The organism is Hoeflea phototrophica DFL-43, assembly GCF_000154705.2.
GTDB classification, from domain to species: Bacteria; Pseudomonadota; Alphaproteobacteria; order Rhizobiales; family Rhizobiaceae; genus Hoeflea; species Hoeflea phototrophica.
On sequence record NZ_CM002917.1, the window covers coordinates 2,971,406 to 2,989,303 of the forward strand.

The 17,898-nt window shown below is 61.6% G+C and carries 19 protein-coding genes; 12 read left to right on the forward strand and 7 right to left on the reverse strand.

All coding sequences use genetic code 11. The features are described 5' to 3' along the window. Positions 1-32: 32 nt before the first annotated feature. The gene (locus HPDFL43_RS14075) at positions 33-701 is read left to right on the forward strand and encodes an energy-coupling factor ABC transporter ATP-binding protein (protein ID WP_052093205.1); all 669 of its coding nucleotides are present in this window, start codon (positions 33-35) and stop codon (positions 699-701) included. Further along, positions 695-1,288: an energy-coupling factor transporter transmembrane component T family protein gene (locus tag HPDFL43_RS14080; protein WP_007198035.1), complete on the forward strand. Its 594-nt coding sequence runs from the start codon at positions 695-697 to the stop codon at positions 1,286-1,288. The genes HPDFL43_RS14075 and HPDFL43_RS14080 overlap by 7 nt, the downstream gene beginning before the upstream one ends. 58 nt (positions 1,289-1,346) lie before the next feature. Here HPDFL43_RS14080 and HPDFL43_RS14085 read toward each other — a convergent pair whose 3' ends face one another. Beyond that, the gene (locus HPDFL43_RS14085) at positions 1,347-2,738 is read right to left on the reverse strand and encodes a CoA transferase (RefSeq protein WP_007198036.1); all 1,392 of its coding nucleotides are present in this window, start codon (positions 2,736-2,738) and stop codon (positions 1,347-1,349) included. A gap of 92 nt (positions 2,739-2,830) precedes the next feature. Between HPDFL43_RS14085 and HPDFL43_RS14090 the strand changes: the two genes are divergently transcribed. After that, entirely contained in the window at positions 2,831-4,009 is a 1,179-nt protein-coding gene (locus HPDFL43_RS14090; RefSeq protein ID WP_007198037.1) for a citrate synthase family protein, read from the forward strand. Between the two features lies 1 nt (position 4,010). Here HPDFL43_RS14090 and HPDFL43_RS14095 read toward each other — a convergent pair whose 3' ends face one another. The 4 genes from HPDFL43_RS14095 to paaG all read right to left on the reverse strand — a co-directional run bounded on the left by HPDFL43_RS14095 (position 4,011) and on the right by paaG (position 7,260). Further along, positions 4,011-4,634 (reverse strand): TetR/AcrR family transcriptional regulator, encoded by a 624-nt coding sequence (locus HPDFL43_RS14095; protein ID WP_007198038.1) that lies wholly within the window; start codon positions 4,632-4,634, stop codon positions 4,011-4,013. Between the two features lie 4 nt (positions 4,635-4,638). Next, positions 4,639-5,949, reverse strand: coding sequence for a phenylacetate--CoA ligase PaaK (paaK, locus tag HPDFL43_RS14100; RefSeq protein WP_040450247.1), 1,311 nt, complete (start codon positions 5,947-5,949; stop codon positions 4,639-4,641). 79 nt (positions 5,950-6,028) lie between these two features. Next, positions 6,029-6,472, reverse strand: coding sequence for a hydroxyphenylacetyl-CoA thioesterase PaaI (gene paaI / locus HPDFL43_RS14105; RefSeq protein WP_007198040.1), 444 nt, complete (start codon positions 6,470-6,472; stop codon positions 6,029-6,031). After that, on the reverse strand, positions 6,469-7,260 hold the full coding sequence (gene paaG, locus HPDFL43_RS14110) for a 2-(1,2-epoxy-1,2-dihydrophenyl)acetyl-CoA isomerase PaaG (RefSeq protein WP_007198041.1): 792 nt from the start codon (positions 7,258-7,260) through the stop codon (positions 6,469-6,471). The genes paaI and paaG overlap by 4 nt, the downstream gene beginning before the upstream one ends. Before the next feature lie 230 nt (positions 7,261-7,490). Between paaG and paaZ the strand changes: the two genes are divergently transcribed. Both paaZ and HPDFL43_RS14120 read left to right on the forward strand, forming a co-directional pair. After that, a complete protein-coding gene (gene paaZ / locus HPDFL43_RS14115; protein WP_007198043.1) occupies positions 7,491-9,524 on the forward strand; it encodes a phenylacetic acid degradation bifunctional protein PaaZ in 2,034 nt (677 codons plus the stop codon). A 94-nt stretch (positions 9,525-9,618) separates the two neighbouring features. After that, positions 9,619-10,500, forward strand: coding sequence for a DMT family transporter (locus HPDFL43_RS14120; protein WP_007198044.1), 882 nt, complete (start codon positions 9,619-9,621; stop codon positions 10,498-10,500). Positions 10,501-10,742: 242 nt separating this feature from the next. Here the strand turns inward: HPDFL43_RS14120 and HPDFL43_RS14125 are convergent, their stop codons facing one another. Next, the gene (locus HPDFL43_RS14125; protein WP_007198045.1) at positions 10,743-11,651 is read right to left on the reverse strand and encodes a LytTR family DNA-binding domain-containing protein; all 909 of its coding nucleotides are present in this window, start codon (positions 11,649-11,651) and stop codon (positions 10,743-10,745) included. 6 nt (positions 11,652-11,657) lie between these two features. Between HPDFL43_RS14125 and HPDFL43_RS14130 the strand changes: the two genes are divergently transcribed. Together HPDFL43_RS14130 and HPDFL43_RS14135 are read left to right on the forward strand one after the other, a co-directional pair. Then, entirely contained in the window at positions 11,658-12,593 is a 936-nt protein-coding gene (locus HPDFL43_RS14130) for an ABC transporter ATP-binding protein (protein ID WP_210165594.1), read from the forward strand. After that, positions 12,593-13,327 carry an ABC transporter permease gene (locus HPDFL43_RS14135; protein ID WP_007198047.1) on the forward strand — a complete coding sequence of 245 codons (735 nt, stop codon included), beginning with the start codon at positions 12,593-12,595 and terminating at the stop codon, positions 13,325-13,327. Before HPDFL43_RS14130 ends, HPDFL43_RS14135 begins: the two co-directional genes overlap by 1 nt. Positions 13,328-13,451: 124 nt before the next feature. Here the strand turns inward: HPDFL43_RS14135 and HPDFL43_RS22350 are convergent, their stop codons facing one another. Further along, entirely contained in the window at positions 13,452-13,577 is a 126-nt protein-coding gene (locus HPDFL43_RS22350) for a hypothetical protein (protein WP_280949338.1), read from the reverse strand. 144 nt (positions 13,578-13,721) lie between these two features. Between HPDFL43_RS22350 and HPDFL43_RS14140 the strand changes: the two genes are divergently transcribed. From HPDFL43_RS14140 to HPDFL43_RS14160, 5 genes are all read left to right on the forward strand, one after another. After that, positions 13,722-13,946 carry an antitoxin MazE family protein gene (locus HPDFL43_RS14140; protein ID WP_007198049.1) on the forward strand — a complete coding sequence of 75 codons (225 nt, stop codon included), beginning with the start codon at positions 13,722-13,724 and terminating at the stop codon, positions 13,944-13,946. Then, the gene (locus tag HPDFL43_RS14145) at positions 13,943-14,266 is read left to right on the forward strand and encodes a type II toxin-antitoxin system PemK/MazF family toxin (protein ID WP_007198050.1); all 324 of its coding nucleotides are present in this window, start codon (positions 13,943-13,945) and stop codon (positions 14,264-14,266) included. Before HPDFL43_RS14140 ends, HPDFL43_RS14145 begins: the two co-directional genes overlap by 4 nt. A gap of 181 nt (positions 14,267-14,447) precedes the next feature. After that, a complete protein-coding gene (locus HPDFL43_RS14150) occupies positions 14,448-15,545 on the forward strand; it encodes a carboxynorspermidine decarboxylase (protein WP_007198051.1) in 1,098 nt (365 codons plus the stop codon). Positions 15,546-15,594: 49 nt separating this feature from the next. Next, positions 15,595-16,833 (forward strand): saccharopine dehydrogenase family protein, encoded by a 1,239-nt coding sequence (locus HPDFL43_RS14155; RefSeq protein ID WP_007198052.1) that lies wholly within the window; start codon positions 15,595-15,597, stop codon positions 16,831-16,833. A 168-nt stretch (positions 16,834-17,001) separates the two neighbouring features. Continuing rightward, positions 17,002-17,892, forward strand: coding sequence for a PaaX family transcriptional regulator C-terminal domain-containing protein (locus HPDFL43_RS14160; RefSeq protein WP_007198053.1), 891 nt, complete (start codon positions 17,002-17,004; stop codon positions 17,890-17,892). Positions 17,893-17,898 lie beyond the last annotated feature (6 nt).

Here is a 17,898-nt window from a genome sequence, read left to right on the forward strand (position 1 = left end):
GGCGGACCAGATCAGACTTTGCGGTGACCGGCATGATCAGCTTTTCCGGAGTGGCGGTTGAGAAGAACGGGGTCGGGATCCTGCGTGACATCGATCTTCGCATCACCGAACGCCGGGTGGGTGTGATCGGCCGCAATGGCTCCGGCAAGAGCACATTCGCACGCCTGTTCAACGGCATAGAGACCCCGAGCCGCGGCAAGGTGGAATTCGAGGGCGCCGGGACCCTGAAAGAGCTCAGACGTCATGTCGGCTTCGTCTTCCAGAACCCGGACAACCAGATCGTCTATCCGCTTGTGTCAGAGGATCTCGAATTCGGGTTGAAGAACCTCAAACTGCCCAAAGACGAGGCCCGACGGCGGATTGATGAGGTTTTGGAACGCTTCGGTCTGACGCACCTGCGCGACCGCCTCACCCATCAATTGAGCGGCGGTGAAAAGCAGATGATCGCGCTCGCCGGTGTCTTGGTGATGCAGCCCCGCATGATCGTCTTTGACGAGCCCACAACCCTGCTTGATCTGTGGAACAAGCGCATGCTGATGAAGGCACTCAACGAGCTCGAGCAATCCATTGTGGTCGTTTCCCACGATCTCGACCTGCTGCAACACTTTGACCGCGTGCTGCATTTCGAAAATGGCGCAATTGCCGGCGACGGACCTCCCGCGCAGGTGATCCCCTTGTATATCGAGAAATCGCAATGCTGACCGGGCTCCACGTCCCCGGCGACAGCCCGTTGCACCGCGCCCGGCCCGCGGCAAAGATCGTGGCGCTGATCGTCATCTGCACTGCGCTGTTTGTCTTTGAAGGCTGGCCGTCACTGATCCTTGGTGCCGTCCTCGTCGCCGCCGGTTTCGTGACCGCAAGCTTGACCGCCCGTCAGGCGCTGACGTCACTCAAACCCGCGCTCTGGATCCTGGCCGCAATCTTTGCCGTTCAGCTCTATCTCAACGATCTGGCCCTCGCCGGCTTTGTCATAGGCCGCTTTGCCGTGCTCATCCTGGCCGCAAGCCTGGTAACCTTGACCACCACGGCCAGTGAATTTGTCGACGGCATTCATTCGAGCCTCAAATACGCACCCGAGTGGGTTCCCAAGGCCCGCATCGCACTTGCGATATCGCTCTGCCTCCGCTTCATCCCGCTGCTCAAGACCGTGCTTGAAGAAGTCCGCCAGGCCCAGCGCGCCCGCGGCCTCGACCGAAACCCGCTCGCCTTGCTGGTCCCCCTGATCATACGCACCTTGAAGACCGCCGACGAAGTGTCGCAGGCGATCTACGCGCGCTCATTCGATTGAGGCGCAACCAGACCGTACCCAGTTCAAGTTGCACCCATCCACCCCGGGCCAGTCGAGCTCACCAGGCAGGCAGCGAGGTTCCCAGATCGACTGCGGGGCGATCCCAAAACATCCCGGTTTGCCCAAGCTCCAGCGGCGGGTGCAATCTTGCTGCCGGTCCCCATTCAGTGACCTCAACAAAGCTCGCGTAATCCGCATCCTGCGGCTTGCCGATTTCAATCTGGTCCGGTTCTTGCGGCCAGCCAGAGAGAAACCCGCCTACGCGGGCAAGCGAAGTCCGCCACCGCGATCCCCTCCTTTGGGTCTGCCGAAGGCTCAACCCGCGCAAGGCCGCCGCCGCCATCAGATAGCCGGCTCCGTGATCCAGCGCCTGCACCGGCAACGGCACCGGCTTGTCCGCGCCGTTTGCGCGCGTTCCCGCCTCGGCAAGGCCGCAGCTCATCTGCACAAGGCTGTCAAAGCCCCGGCGTTTGAGCCATGGCCCGCGCCAGCCATAAGCGTTCAATGACACCTCAACCAATCCCGGGCGACGTGCTGCGCGGATGTCTGCACCCAGCCCGAGGGCTTCCAATGCATCCGCCCGGTAGCCATGAACCAGAACGTCCGCCTCGGCGAGAAGCGCCTTGAACCGCGCCCGCCCGGCGCCGGTTTTAAGGTCCAGCCGCGCACATCTTTTGCCGGGTGTGACTTCCGGCACCACCCCTGGCTCCTCCCATGTGGGCGGATCGATGCGCAGCACATCCGCCCCGAACCCTGCCAGAAAGCGCGTTGCTACGGGCCCCGCCAGTACACGGGTCAGATCCAGCACCCTGATCCCTGCAAGCGGACGCGAGTGCTCAAATGCGCTTTCAAAGGCCGCCGCCTCGCCTGCCGCTTCCATCCCCATCACCGGTTCCGCCAGCACCGCGCGTCCCTGGGGATGCGCCGCCCAGTCGCGCACGCTGCGCATCAGGGCCGCGCAGCCGCCTTCGCTCACGATCGCGTTTTCAAGCGCCTCACCACGCCATCCCGCAACCGCCCTGCTCACCGCATTTCGGTCTGCGGCAGTGCCGAGCACCCTGAGGGCTGCTGCGCGGTGGTGCGGGGCATTGGTGTGCAGACGAATCCAGCCATCGGCACAGGCATAGTCGCCGGCAACCGGATCCCAGGCGGGAGGCAGTGCCCACCCCTTGGGCAGGATCGAAAAACCGAACCAGAGCGAGGCAAGACGGCGGTCGACTGCAACACCATGAGACACACCGGACCGCACCTGGATCCATTCGGCGAGGGCCAGTCCCGCAACGCCCAGCACCGCCGCGGCAAAGTCGCTGACGGCAAAGACCGACGCAAGCGCGCCCTGCCCTGTCACCCGGATGTTACGGCACATATCCGGCTCGCCGCCAAGTCCGGCCCAAAGCTCCGAAACCATCGGAAAGGCACGCGATTTGCCCCCTGATTGCACTGACGTCATGGCAAGGCTCCTGCTCTGTTTCGAGCTTCACAGAAACGCGCAACTGAGGTATTGTCAATATTGATTATATAAATCAACCATAAAGGCTCAAAATGGCGGATTACATCAATGCGCAGCAAGCCGCCGAGCGGCTCGGCATCTCGCGCCAGACCCTTTACGCCTATGTCAGCCGTGGCATGATCAAGGCCGTTCCCGGCGACGATCCCCGCCAGAGCCGCTATCTCACCGCCGCGGTCGAACAACTCGCCGAAACCCGGCGGCGTGGCCGCAAGCCGAAGGAAATTGCAAAGGCGACACTCGACTGGGGCATGCCGGTGCTGGAATCGCGATTGACCCTGATCGAGAACGGCCAGTGTTTTTACCGCGGCAAGGATACCGTGCAGCTTTCAGCGACAGCATCGCTTGAAGACATTGCCGCCCTGCTCTGGCAGGTCCGGCCGGAGAGCGCCTTTCCGCGCCGGACGCCGGTCCGCGTCAAGGCCTATCTCGAGCTCGCCGGCCAGGCGGCCGCTACACCCGCGATCGAAACCCTGTTGCCGCTCTTCGCAGTGGCGGCATCGGACGAACCGACATCATCCTGGCGGACCGATCCGGCGCAGGTCGCGCGCGGCAGCGGAGACCTGGTTCGCCTTCTCGCTGCCTGCGCACTCCGCCAGGCGCCCCTGTCGACACCGGTCCACCAGCAGCTGGCGGAAGCATGGCGCGTTGATGCTTCCGGTGCGGACCTGATCCGCCGCGCCCTTGTTCTTTGTGCCGATCATGAACTCAACGCCTCGAGCTTCACAGCGCGCTGCATCGCCTCCACCGGAGCATCGCTCAAGGCGGTCCTTGTCGGCGCACTCGCAGCACTGAGCGGCACAAAGCACGGAGCCACAACCACGCAGGTTGAATCGCTCTGGAACAGCACCGACCCCGGCGCCCCGGCCAAGAGCCTTCACGACCGGCTGCAGGCCGGCGGCACGCTTCCCGGCTTCGGTCATCCGCTCTATCCGAAGGGAGATATCCGCGCCAAGGCGCTGCTCTCGGCGATCGGACCCGGCTTCCCGGAAGCGACACGATTGGCCACAGCAGTCGAGGATCTGACCGGGGCAGCGCCATCCATCGATTTCGCACTGGTGGCGCTGCGGCGCCATCTCGGTCTGCCGGAAGGCGCCGCCTTCCTCTTGTTCGCCATTGGCCGCTCGGTCGGCTGGATCGCCCACGGGCTGGAACAGCGCGCCACAGACCAGCTGATCCGCCCAAGAGCGCTCTACACGGGCGAGCGCCCCTAAATCATTCAAGTCCGCCAGCTTCCCCCACACAAAGTGCCGGAACTCCGCCCATCACGAGATCGGCGACGATATCCGCATAGGCGTCGCGATCCACGGCCCCGCCCGGCCTGTGCCAGAGATAAAACCAGTTGAGCATGCCGAACACCGACATCGTCACCGGCCGGAGCAGTTCCGGGCGGGCGGAGAAGCGTTCCGGTTCAACCGCCTCAATGCACTCTGACATGGCGCCAACCATACGGCGCTGCAGCGCCCTCAGATGTGTCTGCTTGTCCTCGGGCAGTGATGACAGCGCATCGAGCTGAACCTTGTGCTCGGCATCGGAATCCCGGTAGGCGATCAGCACAGCGCGGATCAGTCCGCGCAACCGCTCTTGCGGAGTGGCGGATTGCGCGGCTGCGGCTTCCACCACTTCGGCAAGCGCCGTGAGATGCGTGTCGAGAATATCGAACAGCAACGCATCCTTGGACGGGTAATAGTGATAGATCAGCGCCTTGGAGACGCCGCAGGCCTCCGCCAGCTTGCCCATCGAGGCCCGGTCAAAGCCATGGTCGGCGAAAAACCGTGCAGCGGTCTGCAAGATCGCCTCGCGCTTTGCCTCATGGTCCTTGGCAATCGTCCGGGCCATGCCTTCACCCCTTTTTCCGGTTGTCGACAACGCGCTTGGCCTTGCCTTCGGAGCGCACCACATTGCCGGGCTCCTGCACATCGATGCGCGCGGTCACGCCAACCACACTCTTGATATGGTGCGCAAGGTCCCTGGCCGAAACCGCGCGGGCCTCCTCGGTGGCTGCGCGCGCGGTGCTTTCCACATGCACGGTCATTTCATCCATGCGGCCCCTGGTGCTCAGTTCGATCTGGAAATGCGGCGCAAGCCCTTCGCATTTGAGGATTTGCTCCTCGATCTGGGTTGGAAACACATTGACCCCGCGCAGGATCATCATGTCGTCCGAGCGCCCGGTGATCTTTTCCATCCGCCGCATCGAGCGCGCGGTGCCGGGCAGCAGCCGGGTCAGATCGCGGGTGCGGTAGCGCACCATCGGCAGCGCTTCCTTGGACAGCGTCGTGAACACCAGTTCCCCGATCTCGCCATCGGGCAGCACTTCCTCCGTCACCGGATCGATGATTTCGGGATAGAAGTGATCCTCCCAGATGTGCAGCCCGTCCTTGGTCTCGACGCACTCATTGGCGACGCCCGGCCCCATCACTTCCGAAAGCCCGTAAATGTCGACCGCATGCATATCGAAGGCCTGCTCGATCTCGCCGCGCATTGCATTGGTCCAGGGCTCCGCGCCGAAGATGCCCACAGCGAGCGAACTTTCGCGCGGGTCAAGCCCCTGACGGCGGAACTCGTCGAGGATCGAGAGCATATAGGATGGTGTCACCATGATCACACGCGGCTTGAAATCGGTGATCAGCGACACCTGCCGCTCGGTCATGCCACCGGAGACCGGAACCACGGTGCATCCGAGCCTTTCGGCGCCGTAATGCGCGCCCAGGCCGCCAGTAAACAGACCATAGCCATAGGAGATATGAACGATATCGCCCGGACGGCCACCCGAGGCGCGGATCGAGCGCGCAACCAGGTCCGACCAGATCTCGATGTCGCGCGCCGTGTAGCCAACCACCGTCGGTTTGCCGGTCGTGCCGGACGAGGCATGCACCCGCACCACCTTCTCGCGCGGCGTTGCGAACAGCCCGAACGGGTAGTTGTCGCGCAGATCGAGCTTGGTCGTGAACGGAAATTTGGAAAGATCGGGCAGCGACTTCAGATCGCTCGGATGAACACCCTTGGCATCGAAGGCCGCCTTGTAGTGCGGCACATTCTCATAGGCATGCGCGAGCGACCATTGCATCCGCTCAAGCTGCAATGCCGCGATCTCGTCGCGCGAAGCGGTTTCAATCGGGTCCAGGCTTGCCCGGTCGGGCGTAAGATCGAGCATGTTATCCTCCAGTTTGGCGCCGGTGCCTGTCGAGCCCATTGCGCCCGTCCTCCAACCGGCTGCGTCATCTCTTCACCGGTCAGCCGGCCGCTTCCTCAAAATGCGTTCCCGAAATCGTGCGCGACAGCCCCCGGAATTCCGCGATCACAGCCTCGTCTTCCCGCATCACGGTCACGTCATAGACCCCGGAACGGCCGGCCAGCGTCACCTCCCTGGCCTTGGCGATCAGCCGGTCACCTTCATGGCCGGGTGCCAGGAACGTGACCGAGCAATGCTGCGCCACCGAGATTTTGTTGTGGCTGTTGCATGCAAAGGCAAAGGCGCTGTCCGCAAGCGTGAAGATCGCGCCGCCGTGACAGGTGCCGTGGCCATTGAGATGATCCTTGCGCACCACCATCGAGATCGTGGCAACGCCCGGGCCCACGGACTCGATCTTCATGCCGAAGCCCTTGGTGGTGTGATCGTCCCTGAGCATGGCTTCGGAAGACCGCTCGGCGCGCTCCTGATCGGAAATCGCACTCATGCGCCGCCTCCGAAGTTGGGCTCACGTTTTTCAAGAAACGCGCGCACGCCCTCGGCATAATCAGCCGAACGGCCTGCCTCGCGCTGATACTCCGCTTCCATGTCGAGATGGGTATCAAGGTCCTGCCCTGCAGCATGTTGGATCAGGTTCTTCATCTGCCCCAACCCGGCAGTCGGACCCGCGGCAAGCCGGGCGCTCAGGGCTCGTGCATCATCGAGCAGATCGGCATCTTCGACCGCACGCCAGATCATGCCCCAGGCTTCAGCTTTCTCCGCCGACACCGGTTCCGCGGTCATCGCAATCGCCTTGGCGCGGGCTTCACCGATCAGGCGCGGCAGCATCCAGGAGCCACCGGCATCGGGGATCAGTCCGACGCGGACGAAGGACTGGATGAATTTCGCACCCTTCGCCACCAGCACGATGTCGCAGGCAAGCGCCAGATTGGCCCCTGCGCCCGCAGCCACCCCATTCACCGCGCAGACCACCGGCTTGCCGAGCGACCGGATCCGGCGGATCATCGGATTGTAGAACCGTGTCAGCGTCTCTCCGAGATCCGGAGGGCCGCTCATCTTTTCCGGATTGCGGGCATCAAGATCTTGGCCCGCGCAAAAGCCGCGCCCCGCGCCGGTCAGAAGCACCGCCCGGCAGGCATCGTCGCATTCCGCCACATCAAGGGCCGCGGCCATCGCCGCATGCATCTCGTCATTGAATGAATTGAGCCGGTCCGGCCGGTTCAGCGTGATTTCCAGCACGCCACCATCGAGTTTTTGCAAAACAGGTGCAGTCATCGCGAACGTCCTCCCAAAAATAAAGTTGCATAAGCCGACCGGTTGGTCAATTAATAATCCATCGGCTTCAACCGGCATTTTTTGGGAAATGCCGCTGACGCCGCCACCGTGGCCCACCGTTGTTGCCTTCCGCACCCGCAAGGCGTTGAAGGCCAACCACCGGTCCGGAAAGGAAATGAGACCAACGGGAATTCAGATCTGAAATCCGGCTTGGTCAAAGGGAGGAAAACATGGATCTGATCAACGTCAACAGTTACCTCGCCGGACACTGGACCCCTGCCGACGCGGGCGCACGGGCCATCTTCAGCGCGGTGACCGGAGACAAGCTCGCACTTGCCGGCCAGGACGCAATCGATACCCAGGCGATGCTCGACCATGCACGGCTCAAGGGCGGTCCGGCGCTCAGAGCCATGAGTTTTCATGACCGCGCCCGCATGCTCAAGGCGCTGGCGCTGGAACTCGGCAAGTTCAAGGACGAGCTCTACGCCCTCTCCCACACCACCGGCGCCACCTTGGCTGACGGCAAGATTGACATCGATGGCGGCATCGGCACCATGCTGGTCTATGCCTCCAAGGGCCGCCGCGAAATGCCCGACCGCCACATCTATGTCGACGGCGACCTCGAGATGCTCTCACGCGCCGGCACGTTTGTCGGCCAGCACATAGCGACCCCCCTGCAGGGCGTCGCGGTCCACATCAACGCCTTCAACTTCCCGGTCTGGGGCATGCTCGAGAAGCTGGCGCCGACGCTGCTGGCCGGAATGCCGGCCATCATCAAACCGGCGACGGCCACCTGCCATGTCACCGAGCAGTGCTTCCGCCGCATGATCGAGTCGGGCCTCCTGCCGGAGGGAGCCGTGCAACTCGTTGCCGGCGGTTTGGGCAACCTGCTCAACCGGCTCGACTATCAGGATGTGGTCAGCTTCACCGGATCGGCGCAGACGGCGCTGATGCTGCGCTCCAACCCGCATCTGCTCGAAAACAGCGTCCGCTTCATCGCCGAGCAGGACAGCCTCAACGCCAGCGTGCTTGGCCCTGATGCAACGCCGGACAGCCCGGAATTCGACATTCTGGTAAAGGAAGCCGTGCGCGAAATGACCGCGAAAGCGGGCCAGAAATGCACCGCCATCCGCCGCATCATGGTGCCTGAAGCACTGCTCGGCCCGGTCGGTGATGCCATCGCAGCAAAGCTTGCCACGATCCGCATCGGCGACCCGGCACTGGAGACCACCCGCATGGGGGCGCTCGCCTCCTCGGCCCAGAAGAGCGATGTTCTCGACAAGGCCCGCCAGATTTCCGCCGAATGCCGGATCCTCTCGGGCAATCCGGAGACTTTCGAAGTGGATGGCGCCGACAAGACCAAAGGCGCTTTCGTGGCTCCGATGCTGCTGGCCTGCGACGATCCCGATGCGGCGCAAGCCGTGCACGCGGTCGAGGCCTTCGGCCCGGTGGCAACGCTGATGCCCTACCGCGATCTCGCCCATGCGGGTGAGCTTCTCAATCGCGGACGCGGCAGCCTTGTCGCCTCGCTCATCACCCATGATCCCGCGGCGGCACGCACGATTGCGCTGTCCTCGGCCGCCTCCCATGGCCGCCTCTATGTCAACAACCGCGACAGCGCCGGGGAAGCCACCGGCCATGGTTCGCCCCTGCCGCACATGGTCCATGGCGGGCCGGGACGCGCCGGCGGCGGCGAGGAACTGGGCGGCATCCGCGGCGTCATGCACTACATGCAGCGCACCGCAATCCAGGGCAGCCCCGACATCATTTCCGGCATCACCGGCACCTGGATCAAGGGCGCGGCAAAACCAAAATCCGCGAGCCACCCCTTCACCCGCAGCTTCGAAGAACTCGCGATTGGCGACACCATTGAGGCCGGACCGCGCACAGTCACACTCGAAGACATCGAACATTTCGCCCATTTTACCGGCGACACCTTCTACGCCCACATGGACGAGGCGGCGGCGAAAGCCAATCCGTTCTTCCCGGGTCGCGTGGCTCACGGCTACCTACTGCTCTCCTTCGCAGCCGGCCTGTTTGTCGAGCCAGCCCCCGGCCCGGTGCTCGCCAACACCGGCCTTGACGGGCTCAAATTCATGAAGCCGGTCTCCCCGGGTGACGCCATCTCGGTCGAGCTCACCGTCAAGCGCAAGACCCGCCGCACGGACGAGTATGGCGAAGTCCGCTGGCACGTCGCGGTGCTCAACCAGGACGGCGACGACGTGGCCGAATACGAGCTGCACACGATGAACGCCTACGCTTAGACACCCCGGCGAATGCGGACCCGGACAATGCAATTATCCCACTCGATATTGGCCGCAATGCTGCTAGGTTGCAGGCCGATCACGGGAGAATGCCTTGCTGCCAACGCCAACCGAACTGCGAAGCCGCACCACCGTGGGCATCGCCCTGATGTGCACGGGCGTGGCCTGTCTCTGCGTCAATGATGCATTGGCAAAAACCCTGACTGCGAATTATCCGGCGCTTCAGATCCAGTTCATGCGGAACATCATTGCCCTGCCCTTCGCAATTGTGATTGCCTACAAGATGGGCGGCGCCCAGGCTTTGCGCTCACACAAACCCGTTGCGCATCTGCTGCGCGGAACCCTTTGGATTGGCGCAACGGTGATGTTTTTCACCAGCCTGAAATTCCTCGGCCTGGCAGAAGCCACCGCGCTGATCTTCGTGGCTCCGCTGTTCATCACCGCTCTCTCCGCCCTGATCTTGCGCGAGCATGTGGGCTGGCGGCGCTGGCTGGCGGTCATTGTCGGCTTCATCGGCGTGCTCATCGCAATCCGGCCGGGCACAGCGGCGTTTCAGACTGTCTCGCTGCTGCCCCTCGCCACTGCCTTCGTCTACGCGCTGCTGATGCTGTCTGCACGCTGGGTGGACGAGCGTGAAAGCGTCTGGACCCTGCTGCTCTACATGACCGCCACCGGCGCTCTTTTGAGCATCTTCATCGTGCCCTTCGTCTGGGTGCAGGTCAGGACCGAGGATCTGGGCCTGTTCGCCGCCGTCGCCATCTTCGGCACCGCCGGCATGACCATGATGACCCAGGCCTTCCGCTTCGCGCCTCCCGTGGTCGTCGCGCCGATGGATTACACCGCCATCATCTGGGCCACACTTCTGGGCTGGATGATCTGGAACGAGATCCCCGACATGCTGACATTTGTCGGGGCTGCGGTGATCATCGCCAGCGGCGTGTTCATCATCTGGCGGGAGCACCGGGCGGACGGGTGAAGGGGAGGGATTTCGGCAGATGTGGCCGAGAAATCGCGCCGGTCCCGGTGCGCAACTCGCGCTGCTATCTGGCACATGTCTGTTTTCGGCCCATTGCGGACCTCGGTGTTCGACGCAGCGAACGACGGTTCCGAGCCCACTTTACCGAATGCTGCGCAACGCACGAATGTCCGCAAGTCAGGGTACGGTCAAAATATGCAAAAACCAAAGCGGGTTTTACCAAGGGTTTGTATCCGGCCGCGCTAACCGTTTTCAACAGGCCTATCCATCTTGTTGCTGCTGCCGTCAACTCGAGCCTGGACAGCCTCGTCAAAGGCTGCGCGGTATCTACGACCAACCGGTATCCGCTGATCGTTTGTCATCGTGATCTCTGGCCCATTCGCCCCCTGTTCGATCCGCACGACACGCGACAAGTTCACCAACCATGATCGATGGACACGCAAACAGTCATGGTGTTCGAGCTGGGCAGCAGCATCGCTGAGACGCGTCAAGATCATGGCATTCCCCTTGGTTGTTGTGACTTCAACATAATGATCTTGTGCCCTGACAGTGACGATGTTGTGGCCAAGGTGATGTGGAATTTTCTTGTGGAGCGCTGACAGAGCGGGCGATGCAATTTCAGCCTGCGTATGTTCGGGGGGCTCCGTTGCCGGTGGATCAGCATCCAAAAGCTTGATGGCAAGATTAACCATCAGTGTCACAGCAATAAGAGGGGGTGCGACGCTGACGAACAGGGAAGATGGTTGCACCCAATCATACCACCCATCAGTGAAACCTGTCACGAGCCCTTCGGCCAAGTAAAGTAGAGCCATCACAGGCACGATCCCAGCAGCACCTGCCAGTATCGCTATCAGCGCCCAGTTCCAATTGCGATGTGCCGTCAGTCTGTAGGCATAGATCGAAAGAAACGTCATCAATAGGCCCGAGCCCAGCAAAGCTATGCTCCAGAAGACCAGCCGCTCAGGAAAGCTCAGGCGTTCGAGCGTGAAATACGGACCCGCCATCGCAGCCAGTAAAATGACTGAGCCGTTGATGATCCAGTAAAGCGGCCCTGTCAAAGTCGCCTGTAGTTGGCGAAGCGCCAACGACATCGGCGTGTCGTTCGCGTTGTTTTCTTGGGGCTTTGCGAAGTCAGACTTGGTGTCGTTCATACTCCAATGAATAAGGCTCTTAACCGATTTCACAAGTCCCGAGGGAAGCTTATGTCCATAGAAAAAAACAACAACGCAATTTGCGCAACGGGGTTGTCCAAGCGGTTTGGCAAGGTTCAGGCCGTATCCAATATCGATCTCACCGTTGCACCGGGCGAGGCTGTTGGTCTGCTGGGCCCAAACGGCGCGGGCAAATCCACGACGCTCTCGATGCTGATGGGATTGCAGCGCCCGGATGCGGGGCAAACGACAATATTCGGACATCCGGCTGGAAGTGTCGCGGCCCGTGCCATTTGCGGGGCCACCCCGCAATCCACAGACCTTCCGGATCAGCTTTCTCCGCGTGAAATCCTGTCCTACACAGCCATGCGCTATGGCACGCCCCTCATGATAGACCAGCTTGTCAGCCGCTTTAGGTTGGAGAAACTCATTGATCGGCGTGTCGCTGGTTTTTCTGGCGGGGAATTGCGCCGTGTCGCACTCGCCTTGGCTTTTGTAGGCGATCCGAAACTTGTGTTCTTGGATGAACCAACCACCGGGCTTGATGCTGCCTCACAGGAGGGTTTTCAGGAAACTGCCCGCGCATATGTGGCTCAGGGCGGCGCATTGATCCTGACCTCTCATCACTGGGACGAAATCGAGGCCGTCTGTGACACCATCGCGCTGATTGACCATGGCCAGACGGTTTTGACCGGACGGATGGATTCGATGCGAGCGCGGGCAAATATCAACCGGATGACCTTTGGTATGCCAGACGGGGCGGTGCCCCCCGAGTGGATGCAAGCCCACCATGACGGCCAATTGTGGTTCTTAGAAACAGCCGACAGCGATGCCGTTTTACGCCGCATGGTCGAAGACGCGTTGCCTTTCCAAGGGCTCACATTGGAACCCTTAAAACTCAAAGACCTGATTGACCGTATCCGCCAAGAGGAGACTTCTTAATGATCCGCCATCTGTCCGCTGAATGCGTCCTGACGCTCCGCATCCTGTTTCGCCAACCTGGGTTCTGGATACCAACCGTGCTCTTTCCTGCCATGCTCTATGCATTTTTTGGTGCCAACAGCGGTGGCGGCAGTTGGGCGGCGAATGCCATGGCCTCCTTCGCGGTTTATGCTGTTCTTGGTGTCGGATTCTTCCAGTTTGGCGTCAGTGTTGCGCAAGATCGTGAAAGCCCTTTCGCAACATGGCAGAAGACCCTGCCGGGTCACGTCGCGTATCAATGGATCTCTCGTATTCTTGCCTCACTGGTCTTCATCACCATTGCCGTTCTGCTGGTGGTGCTTCTGGCCCTTGTGATGACGGATACCCGTTTGGAAACTGCGGTCTGGCTGCGTTTGGCGCTGGTCTGTTTTATGTGTTCCGTGACGGCGACGCTTATGGGCATCGCGTTGGGGTCCGTGTCCTCCGCGCGGGCAGCTGTCCCGATTGCAAACCTCATCTATCTACCACTGGCCTATCTCGGAGGCCTGTGGGTGCCACCGGTGGCAATGCCTGCCGCTATAAACGCAATATCACAATGGATGCCGACACGCGCTATGGGTGAACTTGGCTGGGCTGCTGTTAATGATACCGGGTGGGATGTTTGGTATCTGTTCTTGTTGTTCGCGTGGACTGCTGCAGCGGCCATCGTGGTCATTGTCGCCCAAAAGGATGGGCGACAACATAGCGTCACTTAAGTCGATATTTTAACCGGCGAACGTCCAAACGGTGTCAGACCTCATAGGTTTATGGCACGATCAAAATGGACCGTTTTTGACCTGCTCTTTTCCAGAAGCAACCATTGGCGCAGCCGCAGCGAAGTCACAGTTTGTCCGCATAGCCGCCCTTGTCAGGCGACGCAGCGAAACACCGCTTTCCGCCCGAAGCGGCCTCGTCGACAAGGCCGGACAGGCCGGCCTTTGCTTCTTTCACGCCAACACTCGACACGGCGAAGCCTCCCGTTGTAACCACATAGGACCACAATATAGGTCAATCAGGCACCTGCGGCAATCGTCACGCCGCCCCCCTGCTTGACGCCACCCCGCCCTACTCCTATCTTGTTACATGTAACAAACGACTGGAGCCTTCGCCATGTCCACGCCTGTCAGCCAGCGGGTCCGCAAGCGCCGCGATGCGTTGCGCGCGGCCGGATTGCGCCCGGTGCAGATCTGGGTGCCTGATACCCGCCGTCCGGACTTTGCCGACGAGTGTCGCCGCCAGGCCCGCCTGGTTGCCGCAAATGATGCCGCGGATCGCGATCTCAAAGGACTTCTCGACGCGGCCCTCGCCGATCTCGATGACGGGTCCGGCGGGTGAGGCGTGGCGATCTCGTCACCGTCGCGATGCCGGGAGACTTCGGCAAGCCGCGCCGCGCGCTGATCGTCCAGGCCGATGCCTTTGCGGAGACCGGCACGGTCACCCTGCTGCTGGTCTCGTCAACCCTGATCGACGCACCGCTGATCCGGCCCACGCTTCACCCGACGCCCGAGAACGGGCTTCAGAAACAGTCACAGGTAATGATCGACAAGGTCATGACCGTGAGGCGCGACAAGCTCGGCCAACCCCTTGGCCGGCTTGATGATGAAACCATGCTTTCGGTCACGCGATCGCTTGCGGTTTTCCTGGGCCTCGCCTGAGTCAAAACCCTTCCCGCCGCTCCGCACCCGCCGCCCGCACGCCAGCCTGCCTTGTCACGATACCGTCATCGTCTTGGGGCATTCCGCCTTAAACCATGTTTGGTCAAGCTCGGGCTTGCCATCAGCCGCTTGAATCCCTAAGCCCCCTTCAATCATGTCCCGTGCCACAAGGAGCACCCCGTTGCTTCAGACCCCCTATTATCTCGTCGACAAGTCCAAGCTGCTCGTCAACATGGAAAAGATCGCGACCCTACGCGAACTCTCCGGCGCGAAAGCCCTGCTGGCGCTCAAGTGCTTTGCCACCTGGGGCGTGTTCGATTTCATGCGCGACTATATGGATGGCACCACGTCTTCGTCGCTCAACGAGGTGCGTCTCGGCCACACCCGTTTCGGCAAGGAGACCCACGCCTATTCGGTGGCCTATGCCGATCACGAGATCGACGAGGTGGTCTCCCACGCCGACAAGATCATCTTCAATTCGATCGGCCAGCTGACCCGCTTCGGGAGCCAGTCCGCGGGCATCATCCGCGGCCTGCGGCTCAATCCCGGCGTATCCTCCTCGACCTTTGATCTGGCCGACCCGGCGCGCCCCTTCTCGCGGCTCGGCGAATGGGATCTCGCCAAGGTCGAGCCGGTGATGGAGCTGATCTCCGGCTTCATGATCCACAACAATTGCGAAAACGGCGATTTCGATCTGTTTGACAAGATGCTCGGCGACATAGAGCAGAAGTTCGGGCCGCTGCTGAAAAAGGCCGAATGGGTGAGCCTGGGTGGCGGCATCCATTTCACCGGCGAAGACTATCCTCTGGAAAAATTCGCCGAACGCCTCAAGCGCTTTTCCGGCGACTTCGGCGTTCAGGTCTATCTCGAGCCCGGCGAGGCCGCGATCACCAACTCGACCACGCTCGAGGTTACCGTGCTCGACAAGCTCTACAACGGCAAGGATCTTGTCGTGGTGGATTCCTCCATCGAAGCGCACCTGCTCGATCTTCTGATCTACCGTGAAAGCGCGAAGGTTCACCCTGACCAGGGACCACATCGTTACATGGTCTGCGGCAAGTCCTGTCTTGCCGGGGACATCTTCGGCGAGTTCGACTTTCCCGAAGAGCTCAACATCGGCGACCGGATCTCGATCCAGGACACCGCCGGTTACACGATGGTCAAGAAGAACTGGTTTAACGGCGTGCAAATGCCGGCAATCGCCATTCGTGAACTCGATGGCAGCCTCAGGACGGTCCGTGAATTCGCTTACGCGGACTACGAACAAAGCCTTTCCTGAACAGATTCAGGACGGCGTCTGACGATTGGACATAGGAGTTGGTCCCCACATGAAAAAGAACGTACTCATCATCGGCGCCGGCGGCGTCGCCCAAGTGGTCGCACACAAATGCGCCCAGAACAACGACGTGCTCGGCGCCATCCACATCGCCTCGCGCACAAGCGCGAAATGCGACGCGATCATCGCCTCCGTGCACGACAAGAAGGCGATGAAGCAGGATGGCGTGCTTGAAGGCCATGCGCTCGACGCCATGGACATCGAGGCCACCAAGGCGCTGATCAGTCAGACCGGGGCCCAGATCGTCATCAATGTCGGCACCGCTTTTCTCAACATGTCGGTCATGAGCGCCTGCATCGGCACCGGCGCGGCCTATATCGACACCGCGATCCATGAAGAGCCGGACAAGATCTGCGAAACCCCGCCATGGTACGGCAATTACGAATGGAAGCGCGCTGATGAGTGCGCGGAAAAAGGCATCACCGCCATTCTCGGCGCCGGCTTCGATCCCGGCGTGGTCAACGCCTACGCCAAGCTCGCCAAGGACGAGTATCTCGACAAGGTCACCGACGTCGACATCGTCGACATCAATGCCGGCAGCCATGGCAAATACTTCGCCACCAATTTCGATCCCGAGATCAACTTCCGCGAATTCACCGGCACGGTCTATTCCTGGCAGGGCGGCGAATGGCAGAGCAACAAGATGTTCGAAATCGGCAAGGACTATGACCTGCCGGTGGTCGGCACCCGCCGCGCCTATCTCTGCGGCCATGACGAGGTCCATTCGCTGGCCAAGAACATGGACGGCGCCGATGTGCGTTTCTGGATGGGTTTCGGCGATCACTACATCAATGTCTTCACCGTGCTCAAGAACATCGGCCTGCTCTCCGAACAGCCGGTCAAGCTCGCCGACGGCTCCGAAGTCGTCCCGCTCAAGGTGGTCAAGGCCTGCCTGCCCGACCCGGCTTCGCTGGCCCCCGAATACGAGGGCAAGACCTGCATCGGCGACTATGTGAAGGGCCTCAAGGACGGCAAGGAAAAGACCGTCTTCATCTACAATGTGGCCGACCACAAGGACGCCTACAATGAAGTGGGCTCACAGGGCATTTCCTACACCGCAGGCGTGCCTCCGGTCGCTGCCGCCATGCTGGTTGCCACCGGCGAATGGGACGTGAAGAAGATGGCCAATGTCGAGGAACTCGACCCCAAGCCCTTCATCAACCTCCTGAACGGCATGGGCCTGCCCACCCGCATCCAGGACGAGGATGGCGACCGGGCTGTCGAGTTCTGAGACGCACCAGACGTGGTCTGAAATACAAAAACCCCGCCGGAGAAATCCGGCGGGGTTTTTCTTTGATCCGAACCTGCCGCTCCCATGCTGTTTCAAGCAGGTCTTGCCATATCGCCGTCCGTCCTCCCCCTTCCTCACTCGCCCCAAACCGGGTATTGCCTGTTTCCCATGACCACCCCGGATCCGATCGCTACTGTCATTCAAACCCGTCTCGATACCCTTGATGCGGGCAACCGCCTGTCGGCCTGGTCGCTGATCGTCAGCTTTCTGGGCGATGCAATCAGCCCGCGCGGTGGCGAGGTGTCGGCGGGCGCAGTGCAGGCGCTGATGGCGCGGCTGGGGATCGGCCATGGTGCCGTGCGCACCGCAATCTCAAGGCTTTCCGCCGATGGCTGGATCGAACGCACCCGCGAGGGCCGCAACAGCTTCTATCGGCTCTCGCCCGATGTGGCCGAAACCGTGCAGCGGGCCGAACGGCGGATCTATGCCCGCACGTCCTGTCTTCCGCCCGAGTGCTCCCGAACGCTGGTGATCGGCGCTGACGCCTTTGATCAGGACACGCTCAACACACTCGAAGCCCTTGGCGCACTGGTGCTGAACCCGCAGCTTTCGCTCTGCTTTACAGCGGCTGCCACCCTGCCCGAGAGCCTGCGCCCGCCGGCAACCACGCTTGCCGGGGTCTCGTCCTTTGCCCCAGGCGCCGACGCCATTGCCCGGATTGCCGCGGCACGTCAGCGGGCGGATCTTGAAGCGTTGAGAACCGCCTATGCGCCGGTTCCGGGCATGCTCGAAAGCCAAACGGAAATCGCCGCCGGGGACGCCATGGCGCTCAGATGCCTCCTCATTCACGAATGGCGGCGCATTGCGCTGAGGGTCATTGCGGTCCCTGCCGGTCTGGTCCAGGCCGATGATCCGGAGCCTGAGACCCGCGCGCTGATCGCCCGGATCTACGCCCAACTTTTACCGGCCTCCGAAGCCTGGCTTGACGACACTGCAGCAACACCGGCCGGGGCGCTGCCGCCGCCCGACGAAGGATTTGCAACCCGTTTCGGAAGATGAGGCGAA